This is a genomic window from Marinomonas spartinae, assembly GCF_900089775.1.
GTDB classification, from domain to species: domain Bacteria; phylum Pseudomonadota; class Gammaproteobacteria; order Pseudomonadales; family Marinomonadaceae; genus Marinomonas; species Marinomonas spartinae.
Genome location: NZ_FLOB01000002.1, coordinates 375183 through 392525 on the forward strand (window position 1 = coordinate 375183; position 17343 = coordinate 392525).

16 protein-coding genes are annotated in these 17343 nt (G+C 44.9%); 1 reads left to right on the forward strand and 15 read right to left on the reverse strand.

The annotated features are described in order from the left end of the window. Nucleotides 1–115: 115 nt before the first annotated feature. From MSP8886_RS05790 to urtA, 14 genes are all read right to left on the reverse strand, one after another. Entirely contained in the window at nt 116–2335 is a 2220-nt protein-coding gene (locus tag MSP8886_RS05790; RefSeq protein WP_067013659.1) for a bifunctional diguanylate cyclase/phosphodiesterase, read from the reverse strand. A gap of 226 nt (nt 2336–2561) precedes the next feature. Beyond that, entirely contained in the window at nt 2562–3146 is a 585-nt protein-coding gene (locus MSP8886_RS05795) for a HupE/UreJ family protein (protein ID WP_067013662.1), read from the reverse strand. A 28-nt stretch (nt 3147–3174) separates the two neighbouring features. Then, complete coding sequence (ureG, locus tag MSP8886_RS05800; protein ID WP_067013664.1) at nt 3175–3819, reverse strand: urease accessory protein UreG; 645 nt, start codon at nt 3817–3819, stop codon at nt 3175–3177. Nucleotides 3820–3897: 78 nt separating this feature from the next. Next, on the reverse strand, nt 3898–4575 hold the full coding sequence (locus MSP8886_RS05805; RefSeq protein ID WP_067013666.1) for an urease accessory protein UreF: 678 nt from the start codon (nt 4573–4575) through the stop codon (nt 3898–3900). Further along, the gene (ureE, locus tag MSP8886_RS05810; RefSeq protein ID WP_067013668.1) at nt 4553–4999 is read right to left on the reverse strand and encodes an urease accessory protein UreE; all 447 of its coding nucleotides are present in this window, start codon (nt 4997–4999) and stop codon (nt 4553–4555) included. The genes MSP8886_RS05805 and ureE overlap by 23 nt, the downstream gene beginning before the upstream one ends. 25 nt (nt 5000–5024) lie before the next feature. Next, nucleotides 5025–6731 (reverse strand): urease subunit alpha, encoded by a 1707-nt coding sequence (gene ureC / locus MSP8886_RS05815; protein WP_067013670.1) that lies wholly within the window; start codon nt 6729–6731, stop codon nt 5025–5027. Further along, complete coding sequence (locus tag MSP8886_RS05820; RefSeq protein WP_067013672.1) at nt 6731–7048, reverse strand: urease subunit beta; 318 nt, start codon at nt 7046–7048, stop codon at nt 6731–6733. The genes ureC and MSP8886_RS05820 overlap by 1 nt, the downstream gene beginning before the upstream one ends. A gap of 23 nt (nt 7049–7071) precedes the next feature. Next, nucleotides 7072–7374 (reverse strand): urease subunit gamma, encoded by a 303-nt coding sequence (locus MSP8886_RS05825; protein WP_067013674.1) that lies wholly within the window; start codon nt 7372–7374, stop codon nt 7072–7074. 73 nt (nt 7375–7447) lie between these two features. Then, the gene (locus tag MSP8886_RS05830) at nt 7448–8389 is read right to left on the reverse strand and encodes an urease accessory protein UreD (RefSeq protein ID WP_067013675.1); all 942 of its coding nucleotides are present in this window, start codon (nt 8387–8389) and stop codon (nt 7448–7450) included. Between the two features lie 66 nt (nt 8390–8455). Beyond that, nucleotides 8456–9187, reverse strand: coding sequence for an urea ABC transporter ATP-binding subunit UrtE (gene urtE / locus MSP8886_RS05835; protein WP_067013678.1), 732 nt, complete (start codon nt 9185–9187; stop codon nt 8456–8458). Continuing rightward, complete coding sequence (gene urtD, locus MSP8886_RS05840; RefSeq protein ID WP_067013680.1) at nt 9184–10056, reverse strand: urea ABC transporter ATP-binding protein UrtD; 873 nt, start codon at nt 10054–10056, stop codon at nt 9184–9186. The genes urtE and urtD overlap by 4 nt, the downstream gene beginning before the upstream one ends. Continuing rightward, complete coding sequence (gene urtC / locus MSP8886_RS05845) at nt 10053–11219, reverse strand: urea ABC transporter permease subunit UrtC (RefSeq protein WP_067013682.1); 1167 nt, start codon at nt 11217–11219, stop codon at nt 10053–10055. Before urtC ends, urtD begins: the two co-directional genes overlap by 4 nt. Continuing rightward, nucleotides 11216–12874: an urea ABC transporter permease subunit UrtB gene (gene urtB / locus MSP8886_RS05850; protein ID WP_139063093.1), complete on the reverse strand. Its 1659-nt coding sequence runs from the start codon at nt 12872–12874 to the stop codon at nt 11216–11218. The genes urtC and urtB overlap by 4 nt, the downstream gene beginning before the upstream one ends. A gap of 176 nt (nt 12875–13050) precedes the next feature. Then, nucleotides 13051–14331 (reverse strand): urea ABC transporter substrate-binding protein, encoded by a 1281-nt coding sequence (gene urtA, locus MSP8886_RS05855; protein ID WP_067013684.1) that lies wholly within the window; start codon nt 14329–14331, stop codon nt 13051–13053. A 566-nt stretch (nt 14332–14897) separates the two neighbouring features. Here urtA and MSP8886_RS05860 point away from each other — a divergent pair. Further along, nucleotides 14898–16247, forward strand: a complete 1350-nt coding sequence (locus MSP8886_RS05860; protein WP_067013686.1) for a hypothetical protein — start codon at nt 14898–14900, stop codon at nt 16245–16247. Between the two features lie 361 nt (nt 16248–16608). Here MSP8886_RS05860 and MSP8886_RS05865 read toward each other — a convergent pair whose 3' ends face one another. Then, the gene (locus tag MSP8886_RS05865; protein WP_067013688.1) at nt 16609–17307 is read right to left on the reverse strand and encodes a helix-turn-helix transcriptional regulator; all 699 of its coding nucleotides are present in this window, start codon (nt 17305–17307) and stop codon (nt 16609–16611) included. Nucleotides 17308–17343 lie beyond the last annotated feature (36 nt).

Consider the following 17343-nt stretch of genomic DNA (forward strand, 5'->3'; position numbering starts at 1 on the left):
TGCTAACAGACAATATGAGGTAGTGGATTATTGGTCATTACCTATCTAAAAGGGGAATGTGTTAAAAAGGGATGGGAGCTTGCTCCCACTCTCTGTCGCCCTGGCACCTCTCCTTTTAGATATCTTTCTCGAGGCTTTTTCTATAGGCTTGTTTGTTCTTTTCGACTAATGTGTTGAACGCTGCTTTGGGCAAGGGACGGCTGACAACATAACCTTGACCATACTCACATGAGTAATTTTCTAATAGGCACCACTGAGTTTCGTTTTCAATCCCTTCTGCGACCACATGAATGCTTAACTTGTGTGCCATCGCGATAATGGCTTCGACAATTTTTTTGTCATTTGGGTTGGTTTCTAAATCATCAACAAAGCTTTTGTCTATTTTTAATATGTTGACGGGAAGGTTTTTCAGCTGACCAAGAGAGGAAAAGCCTACGCCAAAATCATCAATGGCGATGCTAATCCCCATATTTTGAAAGGCTTGTAGAATATTGCTTGCTAAGGTTACATCACTGAGTAAGGCAGTTTCTGTCACTTCAAAACCTATTTCTTTTGGCGATACTTGGTACTGATCCAGTAATTTAGTAACTTGCTTGACCAGTTTTGCATCTCTAAGCTGTAAGGCTGACAGATTTATATGCATACAAATGGGGCTTAACCTGTCCTTATGTCGTTGGGCAATAAATGCAATGCTGGTTTCAATGACCCAATATCCAATGTCAATAATCAACCCTGTTCTTTCTGCTAGTGGAATAAAGGTGTCAGGTCCAATTAGTCCTCTTTCTGGATGATGCCAGCGAATCAAGGCTTCAGCAGAAAAAATCTTGCCATTGGCTAACTTAAATTGTGGTTGGTAATACAGCTCAAATTCATTCTTTGTTAAGGCTCTGTGTAGTTCATCCTCCTCCAGTATATCTTTCATGGTATTGTCTTTAATGTTTTTTGTATAAAAGGCATATTGATTTTTGCCTAGTTGCTTCGCGCGGTATAGAGCCATATCTGAGTTTTGCATGATGCTGATTAGGTCTTGTCCGTCATCTGGTATCATTGCAATGCCTAACGATGTACTCATCATAAAGTGATGCTTGTAGATGGTGACGGGTTTTTGAATGATTTGTAAAACTTGTTCGGCGTATTGACTCACCTCATGATGGCTATCAATCTCACTTAAATAGATGCAAAACTCATCGCCGCCCAAACGAATAACGTGACTTTTCTGGTGAGAAAGACTGAGTAGTCTTTCTGCTACGAGTACCAAAACTTGATCACCGATATCGTGTCCAACGGAGTCATTGATTCTTTTGAAATTATCCAAATCAAAATAGATAAAAGCGGAGCGTTGTACCTTTTTTTTCTGTTTGAAAATAGTGCGTTGCAGTTTATCAGTTAAAAACCGTCTATTGGGCAGACCTGTTAATGGATCCTGATAAGCAAGTTTTTCAAGTTCTTGGGTTTTTTCATTTACCAAGAGCTTTAGGCGAGAAGGCTGCAGCAACATATAAAAGAAAAATAAGGCGATCAGCGCTGGTATCAATAGAGCCAGTGTATAGCGAAACTGCATCTCACCAAGGACGTTTTTAGGTATGCTGTGGCTGATTCTTAATTCCCATTGACCAGATGGCAGGGAAAGGAATTTGGTTGAAAACAGTTTACCGACTGGTTCTGAGGAATGGGCCACCACAATGGGATGGGAAGGGGTTTTAAAATAGAGTATTTTATATTGGTAACCTTGTTGCTCTAAATCACCAAAACGGCTGTTTAAAATGAGTTCATTGATATTGATAACGGCGGACACAAAGCCCCAAAAATAGTTTTGGTGTTTGCTGTTTGTAATACTCACAGGGACTCGATAAATTACCGCTCTTCCTCCCTGAACGAGTTGAACAGGGCTCGTTAGAATGGCTTTATTATGGCGAATTGAAATGTCTGACAACTCGTTATACGGGGGGTGTTGTAAAATGTTAAGGCCGATTGCTGCTTCGTTTCCTTTTGGCGGATAAATTTTTTCGATAATGCCCTTTGGCGCCAACTGGAGGCTCGATATGCTGCTGATAGAGTCAATAATGTTTTTTGCGTATTTATTAAAATAGGGCATGTAGCCTTGATTTAGCTGGATGTTGTAAGCCAGTATCTGAGTGCTGGTAAAGGTAAGTGAGAATTGGCGCTGTAGAATCGCTTTTTGATCCTGAGTCACGCTATCGAGTAAAATTTTCTGCTCATGGTTGAAGTAGCTGTTATAGCTATGAACGAAATAGATAGAAGCAGTTGATAACAGTGTAAACAGACACAGACAGATGGCAGTGACAAAAGGGAAACGAATTTTAGGTAAAATCAAAGACAGTCCTCGCCTGTGTACTTTAAAGAGAGTGAGCTAGCAATCCTCCAGCATAGGTACAGAGAATTTTTCATCCTATAAAATTATCTTATGATACATGAACAAGATTGCTTTTAATCTAGCTAAAACGGGTGATAAGTAAAAGAAAAACGTTGGCTGTTTGACCAGACAACGTTTTTCAGAAAGCAGCTTAGTGTTTAGTCTGCTGCTAAAGAATCTAAGGTGATTAAGCGACTGCCATAAAAACGCCCGCTGCTGCGATCATTCCACCAGTTAAACGCGTTATAATCGGCATTTCAAGACGGGCCAGAACCATGCCTAACCCCATACCGACTACATGCAATAGTGTAGTCGCTAGAGCAAAGCCCAGCGCGTATTCCGCTCCATGAGCGTTTAGCGGCATTTCCATACCGTGTGCTGCACCGTGGAAGAAAGCAAAGACGCCAGCAATAGCGACACAGGTCATCACGTTAAAGCGTGCTGCACCAATTAATAGGGCACCCATTAGAACAACTGACATCAAGATGCCTTCTTCTACAAAAGGAACGCGCATGCCGGCCATTGCCAACGCACCGCCGACTATCATAGTGCCAACGAATGCCGCAGGAACCGCCCACAAAGCACGGCCTCCCATGCTAGCAGCCCAAAGACCAATGGCGATCATGGCTAACAAGTGGTCTAAGCCGCCCATTGGGTGCATAAAGCCTGTGGAAAAACTGGTTGATCCATCATGTCCTGGGTGAGCTAGGGCAAGCGTGGGTAGCATAGCAATAAGAGCGGTTAATCCTATTTTTAGCGTAGAACGACGCATAGTAAATCTCCTGAGTAAAATCAATGGGTTAAACCACCGCTCTTGCGGCTGGAATGGTTTTGGATTCTAACATACCTTCGTTAATGATGAGTTGAATGATTTGGTCTAAACCTTGGGCATTTTTCAAGTTGGAGAAGACAAAAGGCCGTTCGCCACGCATCATCTTCGCATCTCGATCCATAACCTCGAGAGAGGCTCCAACCAGAGGCGCTAAATCGGTTTTATTGATGATCAACAAATCGGATTTGGTGATACCTGGGCCACCTTTGCGTGGGATTTTATCTCCAGCGGAAACGTCGATCACATAAATGGTGAAATCGGATAATTCAGGGCTAAAGGTTGCACTCAAATTATCGCCGCCACTTTCCACAAAAATCACATCCAATTCACCGTGACGCTCTAAAAGCTGATCAATGGCAGCAAGGTTCATGGAAGCGTCTTCACGAATCGCTGTATGTGGGCAACCACCGGTTTCTACACCAACAATGCGATCAGCATCCAAGGCTTCGTGCTCGGTTAAAAACTTTGCGTCTTCTTGGGTATAAATATCATTCGTGACGACAGCAATATTGTAATGGTCGCGAAGGGCAGAACATAACGAACGTAGTAGGGCGGTTTTGCCCGAGCCGACAGGGCCGCCGACACCAACGCGTAAGGTTTGTTTTTTACTCATAATCTTTTTCCTTGTTGTCACTTGAATAATAAATAGCCTGTTTGTTCTAACCCCCTCATCGAGCAGGTTAGGAGGGGGTTAAGAACGAAACAGCCGTGAATATTGTGTTTCGTGAAGTGAACTGGCGATGGCAATGGCTGGTAAACCTGCACCAATTCTGTCTTCCTCAATGTTTTTCCCGTGTGCGATGGCCTCATTGATATCCGTCTGTAGCTCGCCAAGCAGTTCTTGGGCTTGGGTTTGTCCAAGGGGAACCAGCTTAGTCGCAGCGGCCACTTGGTTTTCTAGCCAAGACCAGGTAAACCCCACTGCCGCTAGGTCGGAATCGATCTGCCAATGGTTCGCGGCAATGGCAAATAAAGTGACAAAGCTGATGTCTTCCAAACGAACAAAGGGGATTTCAATCTGAAGGCTGCGCATTAATCGAGCCAGTGCTTCGCCCATGGCGGTATCGTTTAAGCGCAGCTCTTTGGTTTCACGACAGGCCAAGGCTAAGTCATTCAATTCCAGCAAACGTGGTATGTCTTGTTCTCTCGCGGCTACCATGCAGAGTCGTAAAATAGGTAAATCCACACGAGCAACCGATTGCTGAAGCTGCAAACTGATCCAGTTGGACACATCCGCTTTGCGCTTGACCCAACCTTGGTCAATGGCGTACTCCATACCTTGAGAAAACGCATAGCCACCCACTGGCAGACTGACACTGCTTAACTGCAAGAGGCGCAGAGCACGGCTATCCGTGGTGGTGATGACCATGACTATAGGCTCCAGACTCTGGGATAAACACCGCCTCTTCATGGCTAATCACCAACCCCAGCATGTGTAACATTTCTTCTAATACATGGTCTGGCTTAATGCGTAACCAACGTTCGCCAATTTGGATCTTGGTATGACGATTACCAAGGTGATAGCAAGCTTTGGAAAAGGCTTCCCAGTCGTCGCAACTTGCGTGGGCTACGTCTTCAACGGCACCTTCTATCTGCACTATTTTGTTGCATTCAGATTTGAGAAACTCCCCAACTTGGAGCGGTTTGCCGCGCTCTAGAAAAACTCGAATGTCTTCGCCATTTTCGCCTACTAACTTTAAGCGACCACGATCTCGTTGCTCGTGGGTCAAAATGACTTTGGTGTAGACTTCATCGTGGCAGTGTGTGCCTAAGCGTTTATAAATATCCAGCATCTTGTGTTCCTTTAAATAGACATTCCTAGAATAAACAATAGAGTTGAGCAAGTGGTAACACCTCAGCAGGCTCACAGGTCAGCAACTCCCCATCGGCACGGACTTCATAGGTTTGTGGGTCGACTGTAATATTGGGCAACCAATCGTTATGCACCATGTCCAGTTTGGAAATACTGCGGGTGTTTTGGCAGGCCACCAAGGTACGATCCAGCCCCAGTTTTTCTTTTAGTCCATTATTCAGTGCCGCTTTCGAGACAAAGGTCACAGAAGTCGCTGCTGCAGCTTTGCCAAATGAACCAAACATAGGGCGGTAGTGAACGGGTTGCGGTGTTGGAATAGACGCATTTGGGTCACCCATCGGCGCACTGGCAATCATGCCGCCCTTAATAATCATTGACGGTTTGACACCAAAGAATGCGGGCTTCCATAACACCAAGTCCGCTAATTTCCCCGGCTCGATGGAGCCTACTTCGTGACTGACGCCATGGGCTATAGCAGGATTAATGGTGTACTTGGCGATATAACGACGAGCACGGAAGTTATCCGCTCCCAGTTCTTCATCTTCTGGTAGCAAACCAAATTGCTGTTTCATCTTATGGGCAGTTTGCCATGTGCGAGTAATCACTTCGCCAACACGGCCCATGGCTTGGGAGTCAGACGAAATCATACTGAACGCCCCCCGGTCATGAAGAATGTCTTCGGCAGCAATGGTTTCTTTACGAATACGAGAATCGGCAAAGGCCACGTCTTCTGGAATATTGCTGTCCAAATGGTGACACACCATCAACATATCCAAATGCTCATCCACGGTATTGCGTGTGTAGGGTCGAGTTGGGTTGGTGGAGGAAGGCAAAACATTGGGGTTAGAGCACGCTTGGATAATATCTGGTGCGTGTCCACCACCTGCGCCTTCGGTATGATAAGTGTGAATCACACGGTCTTTAAAGGCACCAATGGTGCTGTCGACAAAGCCGGACTCGTTTAAGGTGTCAGTATGTATTGCCACTTGTACATCGTATTTTTCCGCGACACTCAAGCAGCAATCAATGGACGCGGGTGTGGTGCCCCAGTCTTCGTGAAGTTTTAAACCAAAGGCGCCGGCTTCAAGCTGTTCTTCTAAGGCCTCTGGTAAACTAGCGTTGCCTTTGCCGAGGAAGCCTAGGTTCATGGGCATGCTGTCTGTGGATTGTAGCATTTTACCTATGTACCAAGGCCCTGGTGTACAAGTGGTTGCATTGGTCCCCGTCGCAGGACCTGTACCACCGCCGAACATGGTTGTGACGCCAGAGGTCAGCGCTTCTTCAATTTGCTGCGGACAAATGAAGTGAATGTGTGCATCGATGCCACCTGCGGTAAGGATTGAGCCTTCCCCTGCAATCACTTCCGTCCCAGGCCCAACCACAATGTCTACATTGTCCTGAACATCTGGATTCCCCGCTTTGCCGACTTTGACAATACGGCCTTCTTTGATGCCAACATCGCCTTTTACAATGCCCCAGTGGTCTAGCACTAGAGCATTGGTGATGACCAGATCTACGGCGATGTCATTGGTGACTTGGCTCTGTCCCATACCATCACGGATGACTTTACCACCGCCAAATTTCACTTCATCACCATAGGTGGTGAAATCTTTTTCCACTTGAATCCAAAGGTCAGTATCCCCTAAACGCACACGATCTCCCGTAGTGGGGCCGAACATTTGGGCGTAACTTTGTCTATCCATCTTTGCCATTATTCTGCTCCTACCAATGTGCCCATGACATCGCCACGAAAACCGTAGATGGTTTTGGTACCTGCGTATTCCACCAATTCCACTTCCCGGCCTTGGCCTGGCTCGAAGCGAATAGCGGTGCCCGAAGCGATGTTGAGTCGAAAGCCTTTAGTAGACTCACGATCAAAAGAGAGAGCGGGATTAACTTCGTAGAAGTGGTAATGGGAGCCAACTTGGACAGGGCGATCTCCAGTATTTTCGACACGAACTTTGACGGTTTTACGGCCAACATTGAGCTCAATGTCCCCTTTAGCAACTTGTATTTCACCTGGAATCATGATGCTTTCCTTTTAAAAAGAACCTAGTTGATAGGGTTGTGAACAGTGACTAGTTTTGTTCCATCAGGGAAGGTGGCTTCCACCTGAACCTCATGAATCAAATCCACCACACCGTCCATCACTTGATCGGCACTTAATAAAGTCTTGCCATAGCTCATTAGCTCAGCAACGGTTTTACCATCGCGCGCGCCTTCAATGATTTCCATGGTGATGTAAGCCATGGCTTCAGGGTAATTCAGTTTCAAACCACGGTTTAAGCGACGTTCGGCAAGCAGAGCAGCGGTGAAAACAAGAAGTTTGTCTTTTTCTCTTGGGAGTAATTCCATCTTAAATGCCTTTTTTCTGTCTTTCGTTATTAGTTGTTAATTTTCCTTCCCCTTATGTAAAGAGAGAGGAGGATTACGTTGCCCAAATTCTCGGTTCACAGGCCTCTTTGTTAATCAAAGCTGGGCGAAGTAGGTGCCAGCATTGAGTGAATAATTGTTTTACCTGTTCGCTATCATGATGAATACAGCGCACCATGATAAAGTCGTCAACTAGGGTTGCGCCGCTTAATGCAGGATGGGCTTGGCACAAGCCACGTAATGCATCGATGAGTTCATCATAATTGTGTTTTTGGTCAAAAGGGCCTGCAATCATTAGGCCATTTACTGGTTTGTTGTCTAGCCCCGCTTTCGCTGTGAATATCCCTCGGCTCTGGTCGTCAATAACGAGTCGTTCACGTACTTTTAGGCGACCATTTTGATAAATCTGCAAGCCTTGCTCGGCGTGGCCAGCTTCAAAGGTTTCTTGGTTCGCTGGTAAGCCAAAACAAGTAACTTCCCAGCCAATGAAGGTTGCATTACCGGTGAGATTAATACGGTTTTCTAGGCGAACATGGGCGTTTGGGTAGAGAATGGTCTCCTGAGGTAACCATTCCATAATGCTGTTGTGAGCAACGTTCAACTCAACGGTTTGATGCTGTAAGGTTTTGTCTTCACGGGCACGATAAGCACGCCCAGCACCTGGCGTGGTGATGAGCGTGTGGGTGTTTTCCGCGAGGTGGGCGGTGATGGTTAAGCGATCTCCCGAGACCATACCGCCAGGAGGATGCAACAAATAAATGTGGGCGACTGCTGGGCCTTCAGGGTAAAAGGGTTTTTGAACATAAAGCGGGCCTTGGTGATCACAGGTTTTCAGCACTGTACCACGGGCAGTTTTGGCTAGCCCTAAGGTTAAAAAAGCATGCCAAGATGAGGCTTGCTTACCAGGCCTTGTGACTGGTGATGTGTTGCCTTGGGGATCGGTTCCATCTTGGAGAGCGGTTTCATCCTCCAAGGCAAGATTATGTGTGTTGTTCATCGATTCCCTAATGTTTTGGATATTGCGGGTCTAGTCTTTGCAAACATGGGGTATGAAATAAAATTTTCACACGGCGAGATACTGTTTTATCAGTTTCTCATCAAGTTTGTCCATATCATCAGACGCGACAATACGACCTTTTTCCATTAAACGAAACTCTTTACCAACACGTTTTGCGAAGCCTAGCTTCTGCTCCACCAGAATAACGGTGAGGTTTTCCTCTTTATTGAGCTTGAGAATCACATCGCCAATTTGCTTTACAATGTTTGGCTGAATTCCTTCGTTAGGTTCGTCTAGAATCAGTACTTTGGGTTCAATTACTAAGGCTCGACCGATGGCAAGTTGCTGTTGCTGGCCACCGGACAAATCGCCACCACGGCGATGCAGCATGTCTTTTAACACCGGAAAAAGCTCAAAAATTTTATCAGGGATGTCCTTTGGACTATCTTTTAGTGTTCCTTGTAGAGAATCTTTAGCGCGCTTGCTGCGAACGGGCAAACCAATGCGCAGGTTTTCTTCTACGGTGAGCATGGGGAAAATATCGCGACCCTGTGGTACATAGCCTATGCCAGCGTAGGCGCGTTTTTCAGCACTCTGCTTATTTAACACCTCACCATCCATGGTGATTTCGCCACTTTGGATGGGGAGTAATCCCATAATGGCTTTAAGTAGTGTGGTTTTTCCGACACCGTTGCGGCCCATGATGCAGGTAATAGAGCCCGGTTTGATTGTTAAATCCAGCCCCCAGAGGATTTGTGTGCCACCGTATAATTGATCGACATTGTTAATGGATATCATACTTCTTCTCCTGTCGCTGTGCCGTCTTCGCTTTCGCCAAGGTAGACCTCAATCACATCTTTATTGTTTTGAATTTGATCCATCGTGCCTTCAGCCAGTACCGAGCCCTGATGTAGGACCGTAACTGTTCGTGCGATGCTGCGCACAAATTCCATATCGTGCTCGACGACAATAACGGTGCGCTCGCCTGCAAGGGAGGTTAGTAGCTCTGCCGTGCGCTCGGTTTCCTGTGGTGTCATGCCCGCGACGGGTTCGTCAATCAGCAAAAGTCTGGGATCAGACGCCAATAACATGCCGATTTCCAGCCACTGTTTTTGCCCATGAGATAAAGCGCCAGCCAGCATAAAGCGTTGTTGCGCTAAACCGATGATTTTTAACACCTCATCAATACGATCTATTTGCGTGGGAGTTAAACGGGAAAACAGGGTCGGTAGCACACGTTTATCGGTTTTCAGTGATAGTTCCAAATTATCGAATACGGTTTGTTCTTCAAATACCGTGGGTTTTTGGAATTTACGACCGATACCGAGTTGAGCTATTTGCGCTTCGTCTTTGCTCAGCAAGTTTTGGGTTTGACCAAAATACACTGTGCCAGCATCGCATTGGGTTTTGCCTGTGATCACATCCATCAAGGTGGTTTTGCCGGCTCCATTGGCGCCAATCAAGCAGCGCAATTCACCATCGTTCACATAGAGGTTAAGGTTATTGAGGGCTTTAAAGCCATCAAAACTCAGGTTCAAACCTTCTACATAGAGAATGATGTTCTTGTCCACATTCACTTTGTTGTTTTCTGGGGCAAGAAACGGCCATACTTGATCGGGGCGAAACGTCTCACGTAAGCTGCCTACAGCGTTATCAATCGCTTTCATGCGTTAGACTCCTTGACAGATGCGGTGGTATTGGCGGGTGGTGTTGGTGGCGTTTTTGAGCTGTGTTTACTCATAAGCTGTGCGTATACGCCTACCAGTCCTTTGGGTAAATACAAGGTGACGAGCACAAACATTGCTCCCAGAGCGAACAGCCAAGCATCCGGCATAATGGCGGTAAAGCGAGTTTTCGCATAATTGACTAATAGGGCTCCAATGATCGCCCCAATCAAGGTACCTCGACCACCTACTGCTACCCAAATGACCATTTCAATGGAGTTGATGGGAGAGAATTCGCCCGGGTTAATAATGCCCACTTGTGGCACATATAACGCTCCGGCAATCCCCGCAATGACTGCGGAGAAGACAAACAACCACACTTTATAATGATCAGTTCGATAGCCAATAAAACGCGAGCGAGCTTCGGCATCACGAATGGCTAGAATTACCTTACCAAAACGGGAGGAGAGGATTTTTTGGCATATGACAAACAGCAACGCCAGAATGACACCCGTAATGGCAAAGAGCGCCACACGGGTATGATCCGATTGCAAATCAAAACCAAGGATGTCTTTAAAATCCGTTAAGCCATTATTGCCACCAAAGCCCATCTCGTTACGAAAGAAAGCCAGCATCAACGCATACGTCAGTGCTTGTGTCATGATGGACAAATAGACGCCCGTTACACGGGAACGAAACGCCAGCCAACCGAACACAAACGCCAATAGGCCAGGGACGAGCACTACCATGATCATGGCAAGCCAAAAGTGATCCATGCCGTGCCAGAACCAAGGTAACTGCTTCCAACCCAGGAAGATCATAAAATCGGGTAGATTAGGGTTGCCATACACTCCACGGTCACCAATTTGACGCATTAAATACATCCCCATGGCGTAACCGCCCAAGGCGAAAAAAGCGCCGTGGCCCAAACTTAATATTCCGCAATAGCCCCAGATAATATCCACAGCCAATGCCAGCATGGCATAGCACAGATACTTACCCAGCAAGGTAATGGAGTAAGTACTCACATGGAAGACAGAGTCCGCAGGCAGTAACAAGTTAGACAAACAAGCAAAAGCGGTGAGCGCCAACAAGATCACCACAAACGGCATAGTGTGCTTGCCAGAGGTACGTCCAGCGGAAAAATACTGACTAAGACGGCTCATTCTGCGGCCCTCCCTTTTTGTGGAAAGAGTCCTTTAGGACGTTTTTGAATAAAGAGAATAATGAACACCAGTACTAAAATGGCAGACAATACTGCACCTGTGACGGGTTCTAAGAACTTGGTGGCAATCCCCAATGAAAAAGCCGCCACCAGGGTGCCCAGCAAGTTGCCGACTCCGCCAAACACCACCACCATAAAAGAGTTGATGATGTAGTCTTGTCCTAAATTTGGCCCGACGTTGGTCAGTTGGCTTAAGGCCACGCCTGCAATGCCAGCGATACCGGAACCTAAGCCGAATGTCATGGCATCTACCCAGGCGGTTCGAACCCCCATGGCTTTTGCCATATTGCGGTTTTGTGATACCGCTCGAACGTTTAAACCCAATGAGGTTTTCTTCAGCACCATCACCAGAACGAGAAACACCAAAAGTGAAAAAGCCAAAATGTACAAACGGTTTAGTGTAAGGGAGAACACAGGATTGATTTCCCAAGAGCCGCTCATCCAACTGGGTGAGGACACTTGACGGTTTAAGGGAGAGAAAATGGTGCGCACCAGCTGTTGCAGAATCAAGCTGATACCAAAGGTTGCCAGTAAGGTTTCCAATGGACGGCCATGAAGATGACGAATCACCAATCGTTCGATTAATACGCCGACCGATCCCGATACCAAAAAGGCTGCAGGGATCGCTACCCAGATAGAATAGTCAATGTAATTTGGCATCATCAATTGCACTACATAGGTGGTGTAAGCGCCAAGCATGATCATCTCGCCGTGGGCCATATTAATGACTCCCATGACACCAAAGGTAATCGCCAAGCCAATGGAGGCTAGCAACAAGACAGAACCAAGGCTCAGACCAAAGAATAATTGGTTTAAAAAGTTAAAGCGTTCCACTCGTTGGGCAATGTGTTTAAGTGCTGTTTGAGCGGCGCTCTTAATGGCAGGATTATCTTGATAGGTTAAGGTCGTCAGTTTATTACGTACATCGTTTTCCAAGCTGGTGGACAAACGGTCAATGGCGGCGATACGTGTTGAGTCAGGGAGGTTGGTTTGCGATGCGGTATTCATGGCTAAGGCCAAGCCCATTGTCTCTTTCACTTTTTTATTGGGTTCATTCGGATACAAGCGCTCCAGTGTGGCGATCGTATCTTTATCCAAATGGGCCAATAGCTCGCGTACCGCTGCTTCTCTGACGTCTGGAGAAGCGGCGGTTAAATGCACTCGTGCAATGGCATTACGCAAATACCCGCGTAGGCGATTATTAACGCGTATTTTTTTCAGGTCGTCTTCACTGATACTGGGCATCAAGACATGGCTGTATAAACCTTTGTAAAGACGTTGTCCCGACTCTTCTGTTGCGACAACAAGTTGACGATTGGCTTTAATAAAGTACAAATCACCATGCATCATGGCATGGAACAGTGGCACCATGGATTCATCACTGACAGCTTCTAGCTGTTTCAGGATGGGCAATAATTTATTGAGTTTTGCTTGAGTCAGATCAAGCACCAAAGGGGCGATGTTTGCTGGTGGTTGATTGGCGGTTGTATTAGATTCAGCGCCTTGCGCCAGTGGGGCTTGCTTGGTTTCAGCGCAGTGCGCCAAAGGCAATAGCAGCCCCAAAAGGCAACAGCAAAAGGCAAGTAAATGTCTCAAAGCGATACTCCATGGAATGGTTATGAAGGGGCAAAAAGATCGAGATGAATAGGATGTAGCAATGACTTCGTACCGTGAGGAAAAAGGGCTCTCTGCTAACCGCTTAGAAGAGAGCCAACATTAACCTGGGAGGGTCAAATGCATTCATTCAATAGGTCATATCCAATGACGTATGATCAGTTTCCGCCAGAACATTGCTTGGTGACTGTGTTGTAATGGCCACAGTTAATTGGCGAGGTCCAATCCGCAATGATGTTTTTAGAGCTTGGTAAATAGTTGGACCAAGCGTCTCCAGGGACGGTTTTATCTGTCTGCCAGACGGTTTCGAATTGACCATCGTCTTGAATTTCGCCAATCAGAACCGGTTTGCTGAGGTAATGGTTTTTGCCCATCACTGCCATACCGCCTGTTAAGTTTGGAAACTTCTGACCAATCATGGCTTTTTCCACCGCATCGACATTCGTCGTACCGGCTTTTTTCACGGCATCGACCCACATATTAAAGCCAATATAGGTAGCTTCCATTGGGTCGTTGGTGACGGCATTCGGGTCGTGTTTATAGGCTTTCCATTCTTTAATAAATTTCTCATTTTCTGGCGTATCAACGCTTTCAAAATAGTTCCATGCCGCTAAATGCCCCACCAAGGGTTTGGTATCAATACCAGACAATTCCTGTTCTCCCACGGAGAAGGCAACCACAGGAATGTCTTCCGAGGAAATCCCTTGGTTCGCTAACTCTTTATAGAAAGGTACGTTCGCATCACCATTAATGGTGGAAATAACGGCTGTTTTTACTCCTTGGCTACCGAATTTTTTGATCTGAGAAACGATAGACTGCCAATCAGACTGACCAAATGGGGTGTAATTGACCATAATGTCTTTGGCCGGAATGCCTTTCGATTTTAAATAGGCTTCAAGAATTTTATTGGTGGTACGAGGGTAAACGTAATCTGTACCGGCAAGAACGAAACGTTTCACACCCAAATCGTTTATTAGGTAATTCACCGCAGGAATCGCTTGCTGATTTGGCGCGGCGCCAGTGTAAAAAATATTTTTAGAGGACTCTTCCCCTTCGAATTGCACCGGGTAGAACATCAAGCCATTGAGTTCTTCTAATACTGGCAACACAGATTTACGGGAGACCGACGTCCAGCAACCGAAGATCACACTTACATGGTCTTTACTGATTAACTCGCGGGCTTTTTCCGCAAACAACGGCCAGTTAGAGGCAGGGTCTACGACCACAGGAACAAGTTTCTTACCCAGCAAACCACCTTTGGCATTTTGCTCCTTGATCAGCATTAACACGGTATCTTTTAGTGTGCTTTCAGAAATCGCCATGGTGCCAGAAAGCGAATGCAACACCCCGACCTTAATCGTATCGGCGGCCAACGATGGCAGGGGGATCAGCGTCGCCCCAGTTAAGGCTATAGCGGAAACTAGCGTCTTCATTTTCATGTTCGAGTTTTCCTTCTAATGGGCTTGTCGTTTGAGAGAGCGAATGATCTAAATACCGTGTTCAACACGGCTTGAATCAAATTAAGTAAGCCAAGTCAGTATCTATAGAAATCGTCAAGAAATGTATTCGCAGAATGACCCAGGGGGATACGTCAAATGACGTATAGGGGCGTTTCTCGTATATCTCCGCGTAGGCTTATCAAGCGTCAAGGACGCCCTTTCGATCTATAGAGAGAGACGCTTCCATGTTTACGATGGGGTGGGTTTTTTTATGGTTTTTATTATATTTTTATAGTATCGTTCATTTATTGTCATGGATGGTGTTAATGAGAAGGATTTTCATATCAAACAGCCTCTCTTAGCCTATCAAAAATGTATTTAATGTTGAGTTATGTTATTGGTTTTATTTCTTATGAAGCATGAAACTTAATGAGTAGCTTATTATTTTTTATTATAACTAATTGATTTTTGGTTGTTTGAAGGATGAGGGATGTTTTATGATAGGACAAAGGTGCTTTGTTAGGCTGCTGCTAACTGTTTTTCTATTACTAAGTTCATGCGTTACTATGGCTATAGAAAAAAGTGATGAAAGCTATTCCGATCTTAGTACTTATTCAGTGGAATTGTCGAAAAAGCTTCACGTTATACCTTATAGTATTTTACATATTAGTAACAAAGTTAGTGCTGCTGTTGTTACTCCATCTGGTTTAGTACAGGTCTCTGTTTCTTGCAATGATGATAAAACATATTGGAACTATAGAATTACTCCTAAACGTGTCTATCCTTATCCTGGAGGCTATGATAAATACTCTTTGCCAAAGAGATTAAATGATTATTCTTCTCAAGTATTACACTCTTCACCTTATATATCGAACGCCTGTAAGTCCAAAAGTGACTGGCGTGTTATTCGTTATGGAGATAAGAAAAATAATACACCTGGTATTTTAATGGATATTAATAGTCTCCATACGACTAGAAGTGGTGACATTTTTTTATGGAGTGCATCCAATGAACCAGTAGTAGCTTATGATCTTCCATTTCAGGCACCATATGGATATAAGTTTGAGGGGGATCTAATAGACTGCTCATCAAAAAAAATCGCTCAACTTGTTGGTTATGATGTAGATGATCAATTTCGTGTTACAGATGGTCTTGTTATGAACCGTATTGATTACGAAGCGATTTCCTCAGATCCAAGTGATTATAGAAACGTAATAGCAAGAGCGATTTGTCGATCCAAAGATCAGTTAAGAGATAAACCTCTTTTTTCTCCCGTTAAAAAGCCTATCGTTGATACCAAAACTCTTACGGCTATTCCGCAGGAAGTGTTGAGAGAAATAACCTCACAAAAGTTGAAAGAGCCTATCAAGCAAATCTCACAATATAGGATGACAGGGACATCAACATTCGAAGATAAGTCTAGCTCATTTAATGATACGAGCGAGTTGTCATCGACCACAACCAATGGCATTTGGAAAATAAAAACACGAACTAATAACAGCTCCTATAAAAATATACAATTAAGCTTTTTGGGTTTAATTAACTTGAGCTCAACAACAAATTATGGCGATGGGAACTCTGACAGCACTGTTTTATCTAACCTTGTATTAAAGGGGGATTGGAAGGATATGATTGTGGGCAGTCATATCAGTTACCAAGTGACTAGAAATATGGCGACCAGTGTTGCAGGGTTAGATTACGGAAAACCAGAAGTGACTGCTTGTGTTGTCGAGAAAAAAGTCCCAGCAGCGACGCTTTATTTTTCTCTATCAGGGAATGCTAAAATGATTACTTGTCATGACAGTCAAGATAAAAATAGACAGATAAGAACGAGCTTTTTCTTGGAAGACTATGGTTTTTTCATCAATAAAGATGAAGATGATACAATTAAAAATGTAATCGACAGTTCTCATTAGGGAATCCCTGTCAAGTAATTAAGCTAGAGTCGTAAAACTCTAGGATATTATTGTTTCAAATGATGCGAGCTACTCCCTTCTATCACAAAAAATGCGATTTTCATTTTGTGGTGATGGAAGGGAGGTTTCTATTGCTAGTATTCGTTTTCAGGTGGGACGGCAGTTATGCTGTTTATCTTCTTCGCATTCCAGTATGGCTTTTCCATGCCTTCTGCTAGTGCCTTTTTGCAGACTTTTGGTTCTGTTATTAAGATTTTCTCTAACGCTTGGGTAGCAAGCAAATAGCCTTTTGAAAGTGGCGGATGCTGGTAGGCTAATGCTCTGTTTCATCACAGATTAAGGTTACGAACCGTTATAAAGCTTAGAGGGCGTATTTGGCCAGTTTTGAGATCAGTTCAGCATTAGAATGAACATCTACTTTACTATAGATGCGTTGCATATGAGTTCTAAGAGTGGGTAATGAGATCCCCAAATGTCGGCAGAGAACCTTATTGCTGACCCCTGTGAGGGCAATTTCGATAACGTCGACTTCGCGGGCCGTGAGATGGTATTCGTCAATTAAACTTGAGCGGTTATGGGCTCGTTCAGAGATATACATCTTCTCCAAGCAATATTCGATAAAGGGTTGAGTCTGATGAAGCAGATCCATTTCTGCGTCTGTAAAGGGTATAGCAGGGCTTTTGCGTACCATAGATAGAATCGCGACAATGCGATCCCTCTGTCGGAAAAACATATCACAGTTGTGGAAATAGCCATTTGGGCGGTAGAACTTATTGAGAATTTCGGTTTGCGACCAAGCTTCATGGCTCATAAGTTGAGAATTACTAATGACGGTTTTATCAGTACCCTCATAATGAGAGGGATGCATGGGATCGATGGACCAATACTTCTTTGGATAATTTTCCATCATATCATCAAGATCGTGGTCTGAGCTGAGTTCCTGCTTTAATTGTGCCCATGGCACGTAAATATAAAAACGGATGCCATCGACGGGTAGCAACCGATGAATGAGTGAAAACAGCTCTTGCTCAAACTCTTCCGTTGGATGTGGCTCGCTCATAAATCACCGTTATTATACTCTATTGGCCGTCCACTT

Coding starts and splice junctions, on each gene's coding strand:
- MSP8886_RS05795 (WP_067013662.1), bottom strand. CDS start 3,146: ATGCGTCGTTCTACGCTAAAAATAGGATTAACCGCTCTTATTGCTATG.
- MSP8886_RS05820 (WP_067013672.1), bottom strand. CDS start 7,048: ATGATTCCAGGTGAAATACAAGTTGCTAAAGGGGACATTGAGCTCAAT.
- MSP8886_RS05860 (WP_067013686.1), top strand. CDS start 14,898: ATGGCTATAGAAAAAAGTGATGAAAGCTATTCCGATCTTAGTACTTAT.
- ureE (WP_067013668.1), bottom strand. CDS start 4,999: ATGCTGGATATTTATAAACGCTTAGGCACACACTGCCACGATGAAGTC.
- urtC (WP_067013682.1), bottom strand. CDS start 11,219: ATGAGCCGTCTTAGTCAGTATTTTTCCGCTGGACGTACCTCTGGCAAG.
- MSP8886_RS05825 (WP_067013674.1), bottom strand. CDS start 7,374: ATGGAATTACTCCCAAGAGAAAAAGACAAACTTCTTGTTTTCACCGCT.
- MSP8886_RS05830 (WP_067013675.1), bottom strand. CDS start 8,389: ATGAACAACACACATAATCTTGCCTTGGAGGATGAAACCGCTCTCCAA.
- MSP8886_RS05865 (WP_067013688.1), bottom strand. CDS start 17,307: ATGAGCGAGCCACATCCAACGGAAGAGTTTGAGCAAGAGCTGTTTTCA.
- ureG (WP_067013664.1), bottom strand. CDS start 3,819: ATGAGTAAAAAACAAACCTTACGCGTTGGTGTCGGCGGCCCTGTCGGC.
- ureC (WP_067013670.1), bottom strand. CDS start 6,731: ATGGCAAAGATGGATAGACAAAGTTACGCCCAAATGTTCGGCCCCACT.
- urtD (WP_067013680.1), bottom strand. CDS start 10,056: ATGAAAGCGATTGATAACGCTGTAGGCAGCTTACGTGAGACGTTTCGC.
- urtA (WP_067013684.1), bottom strand. CDS start 14,331: ATGAAAATGAAGACGCTAGTTTCCGCTATAGCCTTAACTGGGGCGACG.
- urtE (WP_067013678.1), bottom strand. CDS start 9,187: ATGATATCCATTAACAATGTCGATCAATTATACGGTGGCACACAAATC.
- MSP8886_RS05805 (WP_067013666.1), bottom strand. CDS start 4,575: ATGGTCATCACCACCACGGATAGCCGTGCTCTGCGCCTCTTGCAGTTA.